Source organism: Ruegeria sp. YKSD163 (assembly GCF_059612905.1).
Genome location: NZ_JBXWRM010000019.1, coordinates 20,082 through 36,056 on the forward strand (window position 1 = coordinate 20,082; position 15,975 = coordinate 36,056).

General features: G+C 65.5%; 11 protein-coding genes. 3 read left to right on the plus strand and 8 right to left on the minus strand.

The features are described from left to right. Window positions 1-13 precede the first annotated feature (13 nt). Entirely contained in the window at window positions 14-1,177 is a 1,164-nt protein-coding gene (locus AC2FNA_RS19790) for a pyridoxal phosphate-dependent aminotransferase (RefSeq protein ID WP_496829488.1), read from the minus strand. Between the two features lie 96 nt (window positions 1,178-1,273). Here AC2FNA_RS19790 and AC2FNA_RS19795 point away from each other — a divergent pair, with 96 nt between their 5' ends. Then, window positions 1,274-2,155, plus strand: coding sequence for a LysR substrate-binding domain-containing protein (locus tag AC2FNA_RS19795; protein ID WP_496829557.1), 882 nt, complete (start codon window positions 1,274-1,276; stop codon window positions 2,153-2,155). Between the two features lie 182 nt (window positions 2,156-2,337). On the opposite strand, the gene AC2FNA_RS19800 is transcribed toward AC2FNA_RS19795, so the two are convergent. The 6 genes from AC2FNA_RS19800 to AC2FNA_RS19825 form a co-directional block, all read right to left on the minus strand. Further along, the gene (locus AC2FNA_RS19800; RefSeq protein ID WP_496829490.1) at window positions 2,338-3,495 is read right to left on the minus strand and encodes an acyl-CoA dehydrogenase family protein; all 1,158 of its coding nucleotides are present in this window, start codon (window positions 3,493-3,495) and stop codon (window positions 2,338-2,340) included. 104 nt (window positions 3,496-3,599) lie between these two features. After that, window positions 3,600-4,391: a TIGR03084 family metal-binding protein gene (locus tag AC2FNA_RS19805; RefSeq protein ID WP_496829492.1), complete on the minus strand. Its 792-nt coding sequence runs from the start codon at window positions 4,389-4,391 to the stop codon at window positions 3,600-3,602. A gap of 2 nt (window positions 4,392-4,393) precedes the next feature. Next, window positions 4,394-5,524 carry an NAD(P)H-dependent flavin oxidoreductase gene (locus tag AC2FNA_RS19810; RefSeq protein WP_496829494.1) on the minus strand — a complete coding sequence of 377 codons (1,131 nt, stop codon included), beginning with the start codon at window positions 5,522-5,524 and terminating at the stop codon, window positions 4,394-4,396. Beyond that, on the minus strand, window positions 5,521-7,503 hold the full coding sequence (locus AC2FNA_RS19815) for an acetyl/propionyl/methylcrotonyl-CoA carboxylase subunit alpha (protein ID WP_496829496.1): 1,983 nt from the start codon (window positions 7,501-7,503) through the stop codon (window positions 5,521-5,523). The genes AC2FNA_RS19810 and AC2FNA_RS19815 overlap by 4 nt, the downstream gene beginning before the upstream one ends. After that, on the minus strand, window positions 7,503-9,122 hold the full coding sequence (locus AC2FNA_RS19820) for an acyl-CoA carboxylase subunit beta (protein WP_496829498.1): 1,620 nt from the start codon (window positions 9,120-9,122) through the stop codon (window positions 7,503-7,505). Before AC2FNA_RS19820 ends, AC2FNA_RS19815 begins: the two co-directional genes overlap by 1 nt. 12 nt (window positions 9,123-9,134) lie before the next feature. Continuing rightward, complete coding sequence (locus AC2FNA_RS19825) at window positions 9,135-10,898, minus strand: acyclic terpene utilization AtuA family protein (protein ID WP_496829500.1); 1,764 nt, start codon at window positions 10,896-10,898, stop codon at window positions 9,135-9,137. A 113-nt stretch (window positions 10,899-11,011) separates the two neighbouring features. Here AC2FNA_RS19825 and AC2FNA_RS19830 point away from each other — a divergent pair, with 113 nt between their 5' ends. Together AC2FNA_RS19830 and AC2FNA_RS19835 are read left to right on the plus strand one after the other, a co-directional pair. Continuing rightward, window positions 11,012-11,641 (plus strand): TetR/AcrR family transcriptional regulator, encoded by a 630-nt coding sequence (locus tag AC2FNA_RS19830; protein ID WP_496829502.1) that lies wholly within the window; start codon window positions 11,012-11,014, stop codon window positions 11,639-11,641. Continuing rightward, on the plus strand, window positions 11,638-12,795 hold the full coding sequence (locus AC2FNA_RS19835) for an acyl-CoA dehydrogenase family protein (RefSeq protein WP_496829504.1): 1,158 nt from the start codon (window positions 11,638-11,640) through the stop codon (window positions 12,793-12,795). The genes AC2FNA_RS19830 and AC2FNA_RS19835 overlap by 4 nt, the downstream gene beginning before the upstream one ends. 94 nt (window positions 12,796-12,889) lie before the next feature. Here the strand turns inward: AC2FNA_RS19835 and AC2FNA_RS19840 are convergent, their stop codons facing one another. After that, the gene (locus AC2FNA_RS19840; RefSeq protein WP_496829506.1) at window positions 12,890-15,838 is read right to left on the minus strand and encodes a cyclic nucleotide-binding domain-containing protein; all 2,949 of its coding nucleotides are present in this window, start codon (window positions 15,836-15,838) and stop codon (window positions 12,890-12,892) included. Between the last annotated feature and the right edge of the window lie 137 nt (window positions 15,839-15,975).

A 15,975-nucleotide genomic window follows, 5' to 3' on the forward strand; every position in this document is an offset into this window, starting at 1 on the left:
GCGATCCCCCTGGTTACAACGCTGCGACGGTGCGGGCGATACGGGCAAGCCCCTCTTCCAGACTCTGCCTCGCATAAGCGAAGGAGAGGCGCAAATGCCCCGGCATGCCAAAGGCCCGCCCCGGCACCAGCGCCACCCCGGCCGTGTCGAGCAAATGGTGGCAGAATTCATGATCAACCGGCATCCGCGCTGGTGTCTTGGGGAACACATAGAACGCGCCGTCCGGCAGCGCACACTCAAGCCCCGCCGCGTTCAACCCGGCAACCACCAGATCGCGCCGCGCCAGCATCTCGGCCCGGCGCTCGGCCAGCAGATCCTGTGGCCCGGTCAGCGCTGCCAGCGCCGCCGCCTGTGCGATGGAACAGGCGCCCGAGGTGATCTGCCCCTGCACCGCCACCATCGCCTTGATCAGCGGCGCCGGGCCGATACCCCAGCCGATCCGCCATCCGGTCATCGAATAGGCCTTGGACACCCCGTTCACGATCAGGGTGCGATTGGCCAGCTCCGGCACCGCCTGCACAAAGGGGGTGAAGGGCACATAGGACAAATGTTGGTAAATTTCGTCCGAGATCACCCAGACATGCGGGTGACGCTCCAGCACCGCGCCCAGCGCCTGCAATTCGGCCTCAGAATAGATCGCGCCGGTGGGGTTCGATGGCGTATTGAGCAACAGCCAGCGGGTGCGCTGGGTGATCGCAGCCTCCAGCTGTGCGGGCGTCAGCTTGAACCCCTGCGCGCCGGGACAGTCCAGCACCACCGGCACGCCGCCCGCCAACCGCACCATATCGGCATAGCTGGTCCAGAAGGGCGCGGTCGTGATCACCTCGTCGCCCGGGTCGAGCGTGGCGAGGAAAGCACCCGCCAGCACCTGCTTGGCCCCCGTCGAAACGATCACATTGGCAGGCTCCACCCCGGCCTCGGCGGCAATCGCCGCGCGCAGCGCCGGGGTACCGGCGGTCGCCGGATAGCGGGTCTGCCCCGCCAGCGCCGCCCGATGCGCCGCCTTGATCACATTGGCTGGCGTCGGGAAATCCGGCTCTCCCGTGCTGAGCGCGACGATATCGGCGCCAGCAGCCCGCAACTGCGCCGCACGTTCCGAGATCTGCACGATCTCGGACAGCTCGATCCCGTTAAGACGCCCTGCGCGCCGAAAACCGGTATCGCTGGATATGTTCATCACCTTCCCCAATTTCAGGAGTTTCCCGCATTAGATCGCGCTGGATCATGCAAAAATCCAGTGATATTCCGGTCAAAAGGTATGAGGAAAAATCAAGTGATTGCCCCCCGCCGCTTTCTCCCCTCGATCTCCTCCCTACTTGCGCTGGAGGCCGTCGACCGGCTGGGCAGCGCCTCGGCCGCCGCCGAAGAACTGGCCCTGACCCAAAGCGCGATCAGCCGGCAGCTGAAAACGATGGAAGAGCAGTTGGGCGTCGAGCTGGTCCAACGCGACCGGGTACGGCTGCACCTGACTCCGGCGGCTCAGGAGTATGTCCAGACTGCGCGCGCGGCATTGACCCAGCTGGCACAGGCCTCTCTCAAGCTCAAGGCAAATCCTACCGGCGGCACGCTCAGCCTGTCGATCCTGCCCGCATTTGGCATGCACTGGCTGGCGCCCCGATTACAGGACTTCGCCCGACGCCACCCGGAGGTATCGGTCAATCTCAGCACCCGGCTAATACCCTTCGACTTTGCCAGCGAACCCTTCGATGCCGCCATTCATTTCGGTCGACGCGACTGGGCCGGGGTCGACTATCTCAAGATCATGCGTGAGGAGGTGTTGCCAGTTTGCGCCCCCGAGCTGCGGCAGAAGACGAGCGACCCCACCTGGCTGCGCAGCGCGCCGCTCCTGCATCTCGACACCCGACCGGATGCCTGGGAACGCTGGTTCGCGGTCCATGACCTTGCGGCGCCGGGGCTGCGCGGCATGCTGTTCGACCAGTTCTCGACCATGATCCCGGCAGTTGCAAACGGTCTGGGCGTGGCGCTGCTGCCCAGCTATCTGGTCGCGGATGATCTGGCCCGGGGCCGGCTTGTCACTGCCTGTGACGGGCCCGCCGTAAGCCTGGGGAGCTATTATCTTGTCTGGCCAAAGGAGCGCATGATCGCGCCGCCGCTCGCCTCGTTCCGGGCCTGGCTGCAAGAGGCATTTGCATAAAAGCAGGGGCGCTGCCCCTCTTGCCCTGCGGGCAATTCACCCCGGAGTATTTCCGACCAGAAAGAAGTGCAAATCCGGCTCTGGTTTCTTTCTGGTTACAAATACTCCAGGGAGTTTGAGGGACAGCGTCCCTCAACAAAGAATCGAGCGCGCCGCAGGCGCACGATTTGGTCGCGCCCTGTTCAGACGTCCATCGAGCGGGCGATGAGTTCCTTCATCACCTCGTTGGTGCCGCCATAGATCATCTGCACCCGTGCATCCGCGTAGAGCCGCGCGATCGGGTATTCCATCATGAACCCGTAGCCGCCGAAGAGTTGCAGGCATTCATGCATGATCTCGTTCTGCACCTCGGACCCGTAATATTTCACCATCGAGGCCGTGGTGGCGTCGAGCTGCCCGGCCTCCAGCCGCGCGATGCAATCGTTGACAAAGCTGCGCAGCACCTCGGCCTTGGTCTTGCATTCCGCCAGCTTGAAACGGGTATTCTGGAAATCCATCACCCGCTGGCCGAATGCCTTGCGCTCCTGAACGTATTTCACCGTCTCGGCGAGGGCAAAGTCGATGGCGCCCAGCGCCATGATGCCGATGGTCAACCGTTCCCAGGGCAGCTGTTTCATCAGCTGGTAGAACCCATGCCCTTCTTCGGGGCCGATCAGGTTGGTCATCGGCACCTTGACGTCTTCGAAGAACAGTTCGGCCGTATCGTTGGCCTTCATCCCCAATTTCTTGAGGTTGCGGCCCCGGCGGAACCCTTCGGCGCCCTCGGTTTCGAGTGCGATCAGTGACACGCCCTTGGACCCCAACGTCTTGTCGGTCTTGGCCACCACGATGATCAGATCGGCGGTCTGCCCGTTGGTGATGAATATCTTGGAGCCGTTGATCCGATAGGAATTGCCGTCCTTCTCTGCGGTGGTGCGCACCGCCTGCAGGTCCGAGCCGGTGCCCGGTTCGGTCATCGCGATGGCGCCCACGATCTCGCCCGAGGCCAGCCCGGGCAGCCATTTGGCCTTTTGCTCCTCGCTGCCATAGGCGGTGATGTAATGGGTCACGATCGATTGGATACCATAGCCCCAGCCCGCATCCCCGCGCGAGGTCTGTTCATAGATGGTGACCGCGTCAAAGCCCATGCCGCCGCCGACGCCGCCGAACTCCTCGGGGATGGCGCCCGCCATCAGCCCGGTTTCGCCCGCCTTGCGCCAGAAATCGCGGTCAACCACACCATTGTCGACCCAGGTTTCGATGTTGGGGACCAGTTCGTCATCCAGGAACCGGCCCGCCGCTTCGGCGAACATCCGGTGTTCGTCGGTGACCCAGGCGGCGGTGCTGCTGAAAAGGGACATGACATTCTCCAATTTGCGTTTGTGCCCAAGCTACGCGCGCACCCGATTCCCGCCAATCCGGGTGACGCGGCGTTTCGGCGGCGCTACGCTACGTCCTTTTCCACTCAGCCCGCGACGCGGTGGCGCGCGCCCTTGGCGGGCGGGGTTTCCGGCCCGCCCGCGAAACATTGCGCGATGGCCATCCACTCGGCGGCAAGCGGGCCTTCGACCACCAGCGAGGTGTCGGCGATGTTGCGGGTCTGGGCCACCACTTGCGCGAATTCGACCGCCGGGCCGGCGATCCGGTTCGCGCCCGGTTCGCCGAATTCCCACAGCCCGCCCGAGGGGGCGGTCAGCTCCAGCCGGGGCATCACCTCGGGCTGTGGGCGGCCATGCACCTTGAACGACCAGCCGAAGGTATTCACCCCCAGCACCACGATGTTCTTGATCCTGTCGGTCTCGGTCCGGGTGGCGCCAAGGCAGTCGAACACTTCCTGCCCATGGGCCCAGGTCTCCATCTGCCGCGCGGTGATGGACGAGCGTGCCGACATCTCGGGACCGACCCATTGCAGCCGCTGCTTGGGGTCAAGCCCCGCCCAGCGTTCCGCCATATCCGTGTATTGCGCGGCCCAGGCGGCGCGCAGATCGGCGCCCCGCTCGGTGATCATCGCGTTTTCAGTAGCGCGAAAGCCGTCGCGCCCGATGCCCGCAAGGGTCTCGGCGGCGCGGGCCTGAAAGGCGGCCGGGTCGGTCAGCGACAGATCCGCCATCCGGTTCCAGAAATGCAGGTGCACCAGCACGTCGTTCAGGGTCCAGCCCTTGAACTGGGTGGGGCGGTCCCAATCGGCGCCGCTCACCCCGTCCAGTACCGCGTCCAGCGCCCGGCATTCGGCCAGAAAATCGCCTGCCTGTTCCATCCTTATCCCTCCAGTGTCGCCATCAACCGCTCGGTCGCGGCGAGGTAGTCGCGTTTGAATTCCTGCACCACTTCGGCGGCGGATGTGGACTGGGTCATCAGCCCGACCCCCTGCCCGACCCAATAGGTGGCCAGGTCGGCGGCGCCCGCATGGCCGCGCTGGGCCAGCGCCTCGATCCGGGCCAGCGCCGGTTCGGCCACCAGCGATTGCAGCGGCATCGGCAGCGGCGCGGGGCCATCGGCCTCCCACGCGTCGGTCCAGGCCGATTTCAGCTGGCGCGAGGTCTTGCCCGTGCGCGAGCGCGAGCGCACCGTATCCGAGGATGAGGCTGCCAGCATCTTGTCCTTGACCACCTGGCTTGGCTCGCCCTCGACGGTGGTCAGCCAGACCGAGCCGCACCAGGCCCCTGCCGCGCCCATGGCCATCGCCGCCGCCATCTGTCGGCCGGTCACGATACCGCCTGCCGCCAGAACCGGCGTGTCGCCCGCGACCGAGACCACCTCGGGCACCAGCACCATGGTCGAGACCTCGCCGCAATGGCCGCCCGCCTCACCCCCGGCAGCGACCAGAATGTCGACCCCGGCGGCGACCTGCCGCTGGGCATGCTGCTTCGATCCCACCAGCGCTGCCACCGGAACTCCCGCCGCGCGGGCGCGGTCCAGCATGATCTGCGGCGGCGTGCCCAGCGCGTTGGCAATCAGCCGAATGGGAAAGGAAAAGGCAACATCCAGCATTGCCTCGGCACCCGCACTATCGAGATTGCGCGAGATATGCAGCAGCGCGCGGCGGCGCTCCTCCAGATCATCGGCACCAACGCCCGCCCGCTCCAACACCTGTTCGGCAAAGGCCAGATGTTCGGCGGGCAGCCCCGCGAGCAGTTGATCATCGTTCGGCCCACTTGTCCCCTGCCGCTGGATCGAGGTCGGCACGATCAGGTCCACCCCATAGGGTTTGCCGCCGCAATGGGCGTCGATCCATTCCAACTCGGTCCTGAGCTGTTCCGGCGTATAGAGCACGGCGCCGAACACGCCCATGCCACCCGCCCGACTGACGGCGGCGACCACGTCGCGGCAATGGCTGAAGGCAAAGAGCGGAAACTCGATCCCCAGTTTGCGGCACAGGTCGGAATTCATGCGCTCTCTTCCTCTTCGATCTCGAACATCACATCGCCGGCTGCCAGTTGCGCACCCGGCGCCACATATTGCCGGGCCACCCGACCCGCGACCGGGGCGGTGATCTGATGCTGCATCTTCATCGCCTCCAGCACTGCCAGCGTTTGGCCCTTGGCGACTTCGGCCCCTTCGGACACCGAGACCGACTGTACCAGCCCGGGCATCGGCGCCGTGACGCGGCCACCGCCCAGCACCTCGGCATCGGGGGCGCCGGGACGCTGACGGCGCAGGCTCAATCGTTGCGCGCCAGATGCCATGTGCACCGTGTCACCCGACACATGGGCCAGCAGGTCATGGGTTTCACCACCCAGCCGCGCCCGCAGCCCATCTTCGCGCTGGTCCAGCGCGATTTCGAACTGCGCGTCCGCAACCCCGATCCGCCAGCCACCCGGAACGGCGCCCGCGGTGCAGTCAAAGCCCTGCCCGCCGGTCTCGACCCGCAAGCTGCGCGGCAGGACCGGGGCGCTCGACCAACCCAGAAGCTCGGGCGGGGTCGGCCCGGCAATCGCCAGCGCCGCGTCGCGGTCATGCTGCATCAGCACCGCCACCATCAGCGCCACCGCAAGCGGATCGGGCGCGCCCGGGCCATAGCCCTCGGGATAGCTGCGCGCCAACAGGCCGGTGGTGGCCAGGCCCTCAGCAAACTCGGGCAGTGCCAGCAGATCGGCCAGAAAGGCGCTGTTGGTCGCGGTGCCCAGCAGCACCGTATCGGTCACCGCGCGCGCAAGCCGGGCCAGAGCCACCGCGCGACTGGGGCCATGGGCGATGATCTTGGCCAGCATCGGGTCGTAATGGGGCGCGATCTGCTGCCCCTGAGCGATGCCCGCATCGACGCGCAGGCCCGCCCCGTCCGCCGGGCGCCAGCGCAGCACAGGCCCGATGGCGGGCAGAAAGCCCGCCGCCGGATCCTCGGCATAAAGCCGGACCTCGATTGCGTGGCCGTCGATGCGCAGATCGTCCTGCGTCAGCGGCAGCGGGTCGCCCTGCGCCACTTGCAATTGCAGCGCCACCAGATCGAGGCCCGTGACCATCTCGGTCACCGGATGTTCGACCTGAAGCCGGGTGTTCATCTCGAGGAAATAGAAGCCGCCCGACGCGTCCAGCAGAAACTCGACCGTGCCGGCGCCGCGATAGTCCACCGCGCGGGCGGCGGCCACGGCTGCGGCGCCCATAGCATCGCGCAGGTCAGGTGTCATCACCGGACAGGGCGCCTCTTCGATCACCTTCTGGTGCCGGCGCTGGACCGAGCAGTCCCGCTCGCCCAGATGGATCACTGCGCCATGGGCATCGCCAAAGACCTGAAACTCCACATGCCGGGGTTCGATGATAGCGCGTTCCAGGATAAGTTCGTCCGAGCCGAAAGCGCCCAGTGCCTCGGCCCGGGCGCGGGCCAGCGCCTCGGTCAGGGCTTCCGGCCCCTCCACCTGCCGCATGCCGCGCCCGCCGCCGCCAGCCGCGGCCTTGACCATCAGCGGATAGCCTATCTGTTCGGCCTCGCGCGTCAGCGCGGCATCGGATTGATCGTCACCCTGATAGCCCGGCACGCAGGGCACCCCGGCGGCCAGCATCAACCGCTTGGCCTTGGCCTTGTTGCCCATCGCCTCGATCGCCGCCGCATCCGGCCCGACAAAGACCAGCCCCGCCGCAGCGACAGCGCGGGCAAACCCGGCGTTTTCAGACAGGAAACCATAGCCGGGATGGATGGCCCCGGCGCCGCTTTGCCGGGCGGCATCAAGGATACGGTCGGCATTCAGATAGCTGTCGCCGACCGGGCCTTCGCCGATCCAGACAGCATGATCGGCCAGCGCCACATGCGGCGCACCGGCATCGGCGGTGGTGTAGACCGCCACAGCACGCAGCCCCATCTCGCGGGCGGTGCGGATGATCCGCACCGCGATTTCGCCCCGGTTGGCGATCAGCAGAGTGTCAAATCGCATCATCAGAACCTCGCCACCCCGTAAGAGCCGGGCTTGACCCGGCGTGCCCGCGCCTCGCGGCAGGTGAGCAGGCAGAAGCCCAGCACCCGCCGGGTGTCGCGCGGGTCGATCACCCCGTGATCCAGACAGCGCCCCGAGGTATAGAACGCATCTGACTGGTTATCGAAATGCGCCGCGATCATCGCCGATTGCTTGGCCAGCCGCGCCTCGTCGATTTCCTGCCCCTTACGGGCCGCACCGGCGCGGGCGACCATGGCCATGGTGCCCGCCGCCTGCTCGCCCCCCATCACACCGGTGGTGGCGTTGGGCCAGGAAAACAGGAAATCGGGCTCGTAGGCATAACCGGACATGCCGTAATTGCCCGCCCCGAAGCTGGCGCCGACATAAAGCGTGATGCGCGGCACGTCGACCGACGTCACCGCTTGGATCATCTTGGCGCCATGCTTGATCATGCCGGCCTGCTCATAGGCGGTGCCGACCATGTAACCGGTGGTGTTGTTGAGAAAGATCAGCGGCGTGTCGGATTGCCCGCAGAGCTGGATGAACTGCGCCGCCTTGGTGGCGCCATCGGGGTCGATGGGGCCGTTGTTGCCGATGATGCCCACCGCAATCCCGTGGATCGCCGCCTGCAGGCAGACGGTCGACACACCATAGCGCGGTTTGAAATCCTGGAAGACCCCGCCATCCACCACCCGCGCCGCCAGTTCGCGCATGTCATAGGGCACCCGGTAATCGACCGGCACCAGCCCGGCCAGATCCTCGGGGTCGAGCGGCGGCGCGATCTCGGCGGGCACGGGCCGTACGGGCAATGCCTTGTTCCAGTCAAGCGCGGCAACCACCTGACGCGCGATCTCGATCCCGTGGGCGTCATCCTCGGCCAGGTATTCCACCAGACCGCTGGTCTGGGCATGCATCTCGGACCCGCCCAGATCGCGGTCATTGGCGCGCTCGCCGGTGGCGGCATGCACCAGTGCCGCCCCCGCCAGCGCCGCCATGCCGTTCTTGCGCACGCCCACCACGTAGTCGGCCAGACCGGGCATATAGGCGCCCCCTGCGGTCGAGGGGCCATGCAGCACCGCGATATTGGGGATGCCCGCCGCCGACAGCCGCGCGAGGTTGCGAAACAGCTTGCCGCCATGGGCCCACAGCTCGACCCGGTATTCCATCAGATTGGCGCCCGCGCTCTCGACCAGATGCAGGAAGGGGAGCCGCTGTTTCAGCGCCACCTCCTGCGCGCTGAGAAAGGCGGCGGCGGTCATCTCGGTCATGGCACCGGCCTTGATGCCGCTGTCATCGACCACGACCATGCAGCGCACGCCCGACACAAAGCCGATACCGATGATGACCGAGGCCCCGGGAACAGAGGTTTCGGGATCGGCGCTGTCAACCATGTATCCCGCGAGGCTGTGCAGTTGCACAAAAGGCAGACCCGGGTCCAGCAGCCGCGCCAACCGGTCGCGCGGGGTGATCTGGCCGCGCGCCTCCATCCGGGCGCGCCGCTCCTCGCTGAGCGCCATGGGTCGCGCCTCGAGCGCGCGGAGCTGATCCACCAGCGCCAGCATATCGGTGCGGTTGCGCCGATAGCTGTCGCTGTCCTTATCGAGCTGGCTGATAAAACGCATGGTCCCTCCGCCCTAATCCGTTGTGATCAACCCGACCGGAACGGGCACCGGCAGGGACAGAAGCTCTTGAGCAAAGGCCTTGCCCTGCGCGTCGTTTCTGAGGCTGGCCACCCCGCCACCGCCCAGCGCCCCTGTCAGCACGATATTCATGGCATGACAGCCCGGCAGATAGAAACGTTGGATTTGGGCGGGAGATTTTTCGTCGAAAAATCTCATCACCGCTTGGGGCGAGAGGGCCGCCCAGATATAGGGCATGTAATCCGGGTGCCGGGCCAGCACGCCGATATTGGCGCTGTCGCCCTTGTCGCCGGAGCGCGCCCAGGCCAGCGCTTCAAGCGGCCGCGCCTCCAACTCAAATTCCGTATCCGGCGGCGGCGGACAGACTGCGGGGCTCTCTTCGAGGTCATGCAGCAAAGGCGCAGGGGCCTGAAAGGGCAGTTCACCCCCGTCCAGCACGACGCGGCATCGCACCGCATCCGCCGGGATCAGGCAGGAAAACAGCGCCACCACCGGCGAGGGCCGGGGCCGCCCCGCGCCAGTGAAAAAGTGCAACCCCGGCGGAGTCGCCAAGGCCGCGCCCACCAGTTCCTTGAGGAACAGCCCCACCGCGCGCGCATCGTCATGGCGCACCGCCGCCTTGAACGCGATCTCTTCGGGCGCATCCGGGGTCGGGCGCCCGCCAAAGGCCTCGAACGAGACCTCGCGATAGTCTGGCGTGCCCAGCGCTGCCAGCCGCGCCTTTGCCCGGTCAAGCCCGGCACGGGCAAAGGCCTGCGCCTTGGCCCGTGCGTCGCGCCCGGTCATCTGGAACACCATGCCGCCGCGATAGCCATCGAACCAGGTGACCGAGACCTTGAGCCGCCCGGTCGGCGCCTGCCCGCGCGCACCGCTGACCCGCACCCGGTCCAGCCCCGCCTGCTCCAGCCTCACGCCCGAGAAATCGCAGACCACATCGGGCAACAGGTAGGCGCGTGGATCGCCGATCTCATACAGCATCTGTTCGCCCACCGTGGCCGGGGTCACCAGCCCGCTACTGCCCTCGGGCTTGGTCAGGACAAAACTGCCATCGGCGGCGACCTCGGCGATGGGATAGCCGATCCGCGCCAGATCGCCTGCAGCCTCCCAATCGGTGAAATTGCCCCCGGTCGCCTGTGGGCCACATTCCAGCAGATGCCCGGCCAGCGACCCCGCCGCCAGCCGGTCATGATCGGTCAGGTCCCAGCCAAAGTGGTGCACACAGGCCGCCAGTGTCAGGGCACTGTCAGCACAGCGCCCGGTCAGCACGATATCCGCCCCTGCCCGCAAAGCCGCCACCACCGGCGCCGCACCCAAATAGGCGTTCATGGACGCGATCCGCTCCGGCGGTGGCATGGCGGCGCCGGTGAACATCTCGGTACACCTGGCAAACTCCGAGGCGCGCGCCAGCAGGTCATCGCCAGTGACCACCGCCACCCGCAGCGACAAGCCTGCCGCCGCGATCCGCTCTCTCAGTGCCTCTGCGCAGGCCTCGGGGTTCACACCGCCGGCATTCGACAGCACCCGCACGCCTTGCTTGGCAATGGTCTTCAGGTTCGGTCCCATCGCCTCGGTCACGAAATCACTGGCATAGCCCTGATCCGGATCCTTCAGCCGCGCGCGGGCCATGATCGACATGGTGATCTCGGCCAGGTAGTCATAGACCAGCACATCGACCCCGGCCGCAAGAAGCTGTGCCGTCGCATGCGGCGCCTCACCCCAGAAACCGCAGGCCCCGCCGATCCTCAACGCTGCTGTCACGCGACGTTCTCTCCCATGGCTCCCGGCAGCCACTTTACAGACCGCCCGTTCTGTTTTTAAGCTGCCTCCCGAGGCCCCCGCGGTCAATCGAAATAAGTGTGACGTGACGGCAGATGCCCGAGACCCTGAAACAGACCCAACAAGACCGGCGATCCAGATCGACCCAGGCCAAGGTAATCCGGGCCACCATCACTTGTCTGGACAGGCTGGGCTATGCCGAGACCACCTTTGCCCGCATTCAGGAACGGGCGGGCGTGTCGCGCGGTGCGATCACCCATCACTTTCCCACCCGGCAGGCGCTGGTCGCGGCCACCGCGATGGAATTGCTGGCGCGCGCGCTCGACCCGGTCGAACGCCGCGCCGCGCAGGCCGCCAGCCCCGAACCGGTGCGCGATCTGATCACCCGGGCCTGGGGCCAGGTGGTGAACGCCGCCGGGGGCCGCGCCATGGTCGAGATACTGGTGGCCTGCCGCACCGATGCCGAGCTTTATCGCCTGCTCGAAACCCGCCTGCATGACTGGGACCGGCAAAGCCGCGCCTCGGTCGCGCGCGCCTATGTCGGGGCGGATCAGGCGCCGGACGATGCCGAACTCTTGTGGAGCATGACACGCAACTTCCTGCGCGGTCTGGTCCTGCACGAACGTTTCGTCACCGACCCCGCCTATCTGGCGCGGATGGTGGACCGGTTCGCCGGGATGATGGAAAGCCAGTTGACCCCCCTGCCCGCAAAGGACGCGCCATGACCTGCCCCTCCCCCTTCATGACGCCCGAGCGTCAGGCCTTTCGCGACACGCTTGCCGCGTTTTTCGCCACCGAGGTCACCCCGCATGTGGAGGAGTGGGAGGCCGCGCAGGCCGTGCCTTGGGAACTACACCAGAAACTGGGCGAACTGGGCGTGTTCGGTTTTGGTATCCCCGAGGAATATGGCGGGCTGGGCTTCGACGATGCGTTCATGCGCTGCGACTACGCCGAACTGGCCTTCGGCTGCGGCGCCTCGGGAGTGGCCGCGGCGGTCGGCGGTCGGATGATCTCGCTGGGCCCGATGGTCCGGTTCGCTCCCGAAGCATTCCGGCAAACCGTCCTGCCCCGGATCGTCAGGGGCGAGATGAACTCGGCGCTCGCGATCACCGAGCCTGGGGGCGGGTCTGATGTGGCCAATCTGAACACGCGGGCGGAGCGGGCGGCAGGTGGCTGGGTGCTGAACGGTGCCAAGGCCTATATCACCGGGGGGATGGACGCGCAGTGGTTCGTCGTTGGCGCCCGCACCGGCGGGCCGGGGCTGGCGGGCATCTCGCTGTTCCTGATCGAGGCGGATGCGCCCGGCTTTTCGCGCACCCCGCTGGGCGGCAAGATGGGCTGGCATTGTTCGACGCAGGCCATGCTGCATTTCGACGATTGCCACGTGCCCGAGGAGGCGCTGATCGGCCCCGAAAACAAGGGCTTCCTGGCGATCATGAACAATTTCAACCACGAACGGCTGGCGATGGTGGCCGGCAGCCTCGGCATGATGCGCGTCTGCTATCGTTCCGCGCTTGACTGGGCGCGTGAGCGCCGGACCTTTGGCCAGCGGTTGATCGAACATCAGGTGATCGCTCATAAATTCGCCGAGATGTCGGCGCGGATCGACATGACCGAGGCCTATCTGGAGCGGATTTGCTGGGCGATGAACCAGGGGCTGATGCCCGCGGCCGAGATCGCCAAGGCCAAGGTGCAGGCGACCAAGGCGCTGGAATTCGTGGCTTCGGAAGGAATGCAGATCTTCGGCGGCGCAGGGTATCTGACCGGAAACCCGGTCGAACGGGTCTGGCGCGAGGTCAAGGTGATGGCGATCGGCGGTGGCTCCGAAGAAATCCTGCGCGATCTCGCGGTTCGGCAGATGGGCCTTGCCGGTCAGTAGGGCGCGGAATTTTGCAAAAATTCCGTTCTGGAAAACGAAGTTTTCCAAGCCGTTTTCCGAGCCGGAAAACGGCCCCTGTCGCGCGCGCACCGTATCAGTTCGAAACGTATCCCGCCACCACCTGCAGCAACTTGAATGCGGTTGCTGCATCGTTCTCTACCACTGCCAGGAACTCTTCCTCGCCGATGCGCAGACAGGTGATATCGGTGGCCGCCACCATGCTCAGAGCGCGCGGTTCCTTGCGGATCAAACCCAACTCGCCCACCAGGCGGCCCGGCCCAACAGTCACGATCAACTGATCCTCCTGCCCCTCGCGCGGCAGGTATAGACCGGCCTCGCCTTCGATCATCATATAAGCACCATCGGTGGGCTGGTCGTCCTTCAGGAACACCACCTCGCCCGCCTTGGCCGAGTACCAGCGCGCGCCAAAGGCAAGCAGCCGCAACTGCCGCCGGTCGAGACCGGAAAACAGCGGCGTTTGTTCCAACGTGCGGACCTTTCTGCTGAGATCGGCCGAGGCGACGCTGTCCTCTTCTTCCTGCTTTTTCGGCACTTCTTCGGTCACGATCCGGCCTTGCTGGACCTCGACATAAAAGTCGAAAACGTCCGGATTTTCGAACGCATCGTTAAGATAGATCAGTGTCGTCTCGGGCAGCAACGCGCGCAGATTGCGATACACCGCAATCTGTGTCTGCATGTCATAGCTGGCCAGCGCCCGGTCGAGAAGCAGGATATCGGGTCTCTTGATCGTTGCACGGGTAAAGGCCAGCGGCTCCGCGAAGATCGCTGGCACGTTCTGTCCACCCAGCGTGACCGGCAGATCATAGATAAGCTGGATCACCTGCGGCCGCACGCCGTGTTCGTCCAACACCTCGGTGATCAGCTTTCGCAACTCGTCCGAACGCGCACCGCCAACCTCGCTCACCTTGCCGAACAAAGCGTTTTCCAGCACGTTCAGACCGGGTGCAAAGGCGTCGGGGTCGAGCGGGGCAAAAACATCGTCCAGACTGCGCATCAACTCGGTCGAATGGCTCTTGCGCAGTTCCAGAATGCGCGCCTTGATCTCATCGGAGAAGGCCGGGCCGATCTGGTCTGCCGAGATCCGGAATGGCACTGCGAGCAGGCTGGCCAGTTGCGCATCCTCCAGCGCCCGAGCGCCGTCGTCGCGGGTCTTCTCGACCAGTTCCAATGCGGTCTCGTAGGTGCGCACATCCAGGTTCAGCTTGCGGAACAGCGGGTGGTCGGTGCCGTCCAGCCCGAAGATCTGACGCAACATGTCGATGACGTCCTGCGTCAAACGCACCAACGGTTCGTCCAGCCCGATCTCACGAATCTGGGCCAAGAAATCGGTCTGACCGGCCAGAACCTCAGGGGTGAACGGAGCGCGTGGCGTGGCGAAGAGAAGGTTTTCCGCCACCGGCAGTGCCGGGTTGTATTGGTCTGGATCAAAGAAATGCGCCTGCCCGGCAAGGCCCGAGCGCTCTGCCGCCTCCTGAATGACCGGCCGTAACGCCACCAGCCGCGCCGCCAGTTCGGGGTGATCGGCCTCGGCAAAGACCTGCTCGGCACCGCGACGGTAGAGCGCCGCACCTGAACCCAGCCCCTCGACCAGCTTCAGCCACCAGTCCCTCAGCGCACGGGCATCATCGAAGCCAGCGAGGCCGGGCTCCAGCCAGTCGCTGTGATAGGGATCGGCGCTGTTGCCTGCACGCAAGGTTTCGGCGTGAAAGCCCGGCTCGCCGCTGTCACCCTGAGGGCGCACCCGGACCGGCATCGTCACGTTTTCCCCGAACGTGCCCTGGAACAGCACCGGGCGCGAGGTTGCATGGCCTATCCTTGAGGCCACCACCATCTGGTGCAGATCCGACAGTCCGACCTCGCCGATCCGTACCTGTCCGCTGGCGGGCAATACCTCGCGGGTGAGCAGTTCCGAAAGCGCCCGGCGATCTTCTTCGCTGCTGGCGGCGATACCGATCACCTTGCCGCCCGGCAGTGTCAGGTCAAGATCGTCCAGCACCAGATTGCCATCGGCATCGCGAACCGAAACCTTGTCGAGCACGATATCGCCAGTCAGGCGCGGACGCTCTTCGGGGAAGCCGGTGAACTTGTCCTCATCGATCATACCCGGCGGCGCGAACCGATCCAGGATCACCTCCCAGCGCAGCGACATGTCCTGGGTCTGGTTGTAATAGGTCAGCAGTTCCTTCCAGGGGCTGGACAGATCCTTGTAGGCCGCCAATGCAGCCACCAACGCGCCCAGTGACACGCTGCCCTGCAAGACCAGATAGCCGCCGATCGAATAGAACAGGAACGGCGTCAGCTGTCCGATGAAGTTGTTCACGAACTTCATGAAGAACTTCTTTTGGTAGATATCGAAGCGGATGCTGAACAGCCGCCCCAGCTGATAGCTGATCATCGACATCCGCCACGGCCAGCCGGCATTTGATCGCAACGTCGCCGCGCCGGCCGCGTTTTCGCCGATCTGCGCGGCGAGAACGCGCACCTCCTGGATGCGCTTCTTGTTGAGCAGGTTGATCTGGCGCTGCATGCGCGGGATCAGCCAGGCCTGAAGCGGGATCAGGGCTACGGCGGCCAGTCCGAACCAGGGGCTTTGCAGGAACAGGAAGGACAGGATGGTGATCATCTGCCCGGCCTGCAGCACCGGCTGGCTGATCGCATCTCCCATCAACCCGCCCATCGGCTCGCTTTCGGCGGTGATCATCGACACCAACTCGCCCTGACTGACGCGCTCGAAATAGGGCTGTGGAAACCGCAGCGCCCGAGTGATCAGCAGATAGCGGAACCGGCGCAGCATCCGCTCGGACATCACGCCTTTCATCGTGTTGATCCGCATCTTCATCAGCCCATGCGCGAGCACGGCAACCAGGAAGGCGGTGCACAGGATACCCAGATAGGTTACCTGATCGAAGGAGAAGCCCCAGACCTCGATGGTGGAACTGGCGGCGCCGATGGCGTCGTTGATGATGCGTTTGGGCAACTCCAGCGTAAGATAGAGCAGCGGGAACAGGGTCGATGTCACCATCAACAGGATCAGTTGATCGCGCCTGGAATACTTCCAGATGAAACGGAACAAAGTGCGTTCTATGACTCCGACCCCCAAATCGGCCTTAAACAAATCGGTCGCCACCCGAAGCCCGCGACCCGAACCAAGGCTATCGC

Coding starts and splice junctions, on each gene's coding strand:
- AC2FNA_RS19790 (WP_496829488.1), bottom strand. CDS start 1,177: ATGAACATATCCAGCGATACCGGTTTTCGGCGCGCAGGGCGTCTTAAC.
- AC2FNA_RS19800 (WP_496829490.1), bottom strand. CDS start 3,495: ATGTCCCTTTTCAGCAGCACCGCCGCCTGGGTCACCGACGAACACCGG.
- AC2FNA_RS19805 (WP_496829492.1), bottom strand. CDS start 4,391: ATGGAACAGGCAGGCGATTTTCTGGCCGAATGCCGGGCGCTGGACGCG.
- AC2FNA_RS19810 (WP_496829494.1), bottom strand. CDS start 5,524: ATGAATTCCGACCTGTGCCGCAAACTGGGGATCGAGTTTCCGCTCTTT.
- AC2FNA_RS19815 (WP_496829496.1), bottom strand. CDS start 7,503: ATGATGCGATTTGACACTCTGCTGATCGCCAACCGGGGCGAAATCGCG.
- AC2FNA_RS19820 (WP_496829498.1), bottom strand. CDS start 9,122: ATGCGTTTTATCAGCCAGCTCGATAAGGACAGCGACAGCTATCGGCGC.
- AC2FNA_RS19830 (WP_496829502.1), top strand. CDS start 11,012: ATGCCCGAGACCCTGAAACAGACCCAACAAGACCGGCGATCCAGATCG.
- AC2FNA_RS19835 (WP_496829504.1), top strand. CDS start 11,638: ATGACCTGCCCCTCCCCCTTCATGACGCCCGAGCGTCAGGCCTTTCGC.
- AC2FNA_RS19840 (WP_496829506.1), bottom strand. CDS start 15,838: ATGGTGACATCGACCCTGTTCCCGCTGCTCTATCTTACGCTGGAGTTG.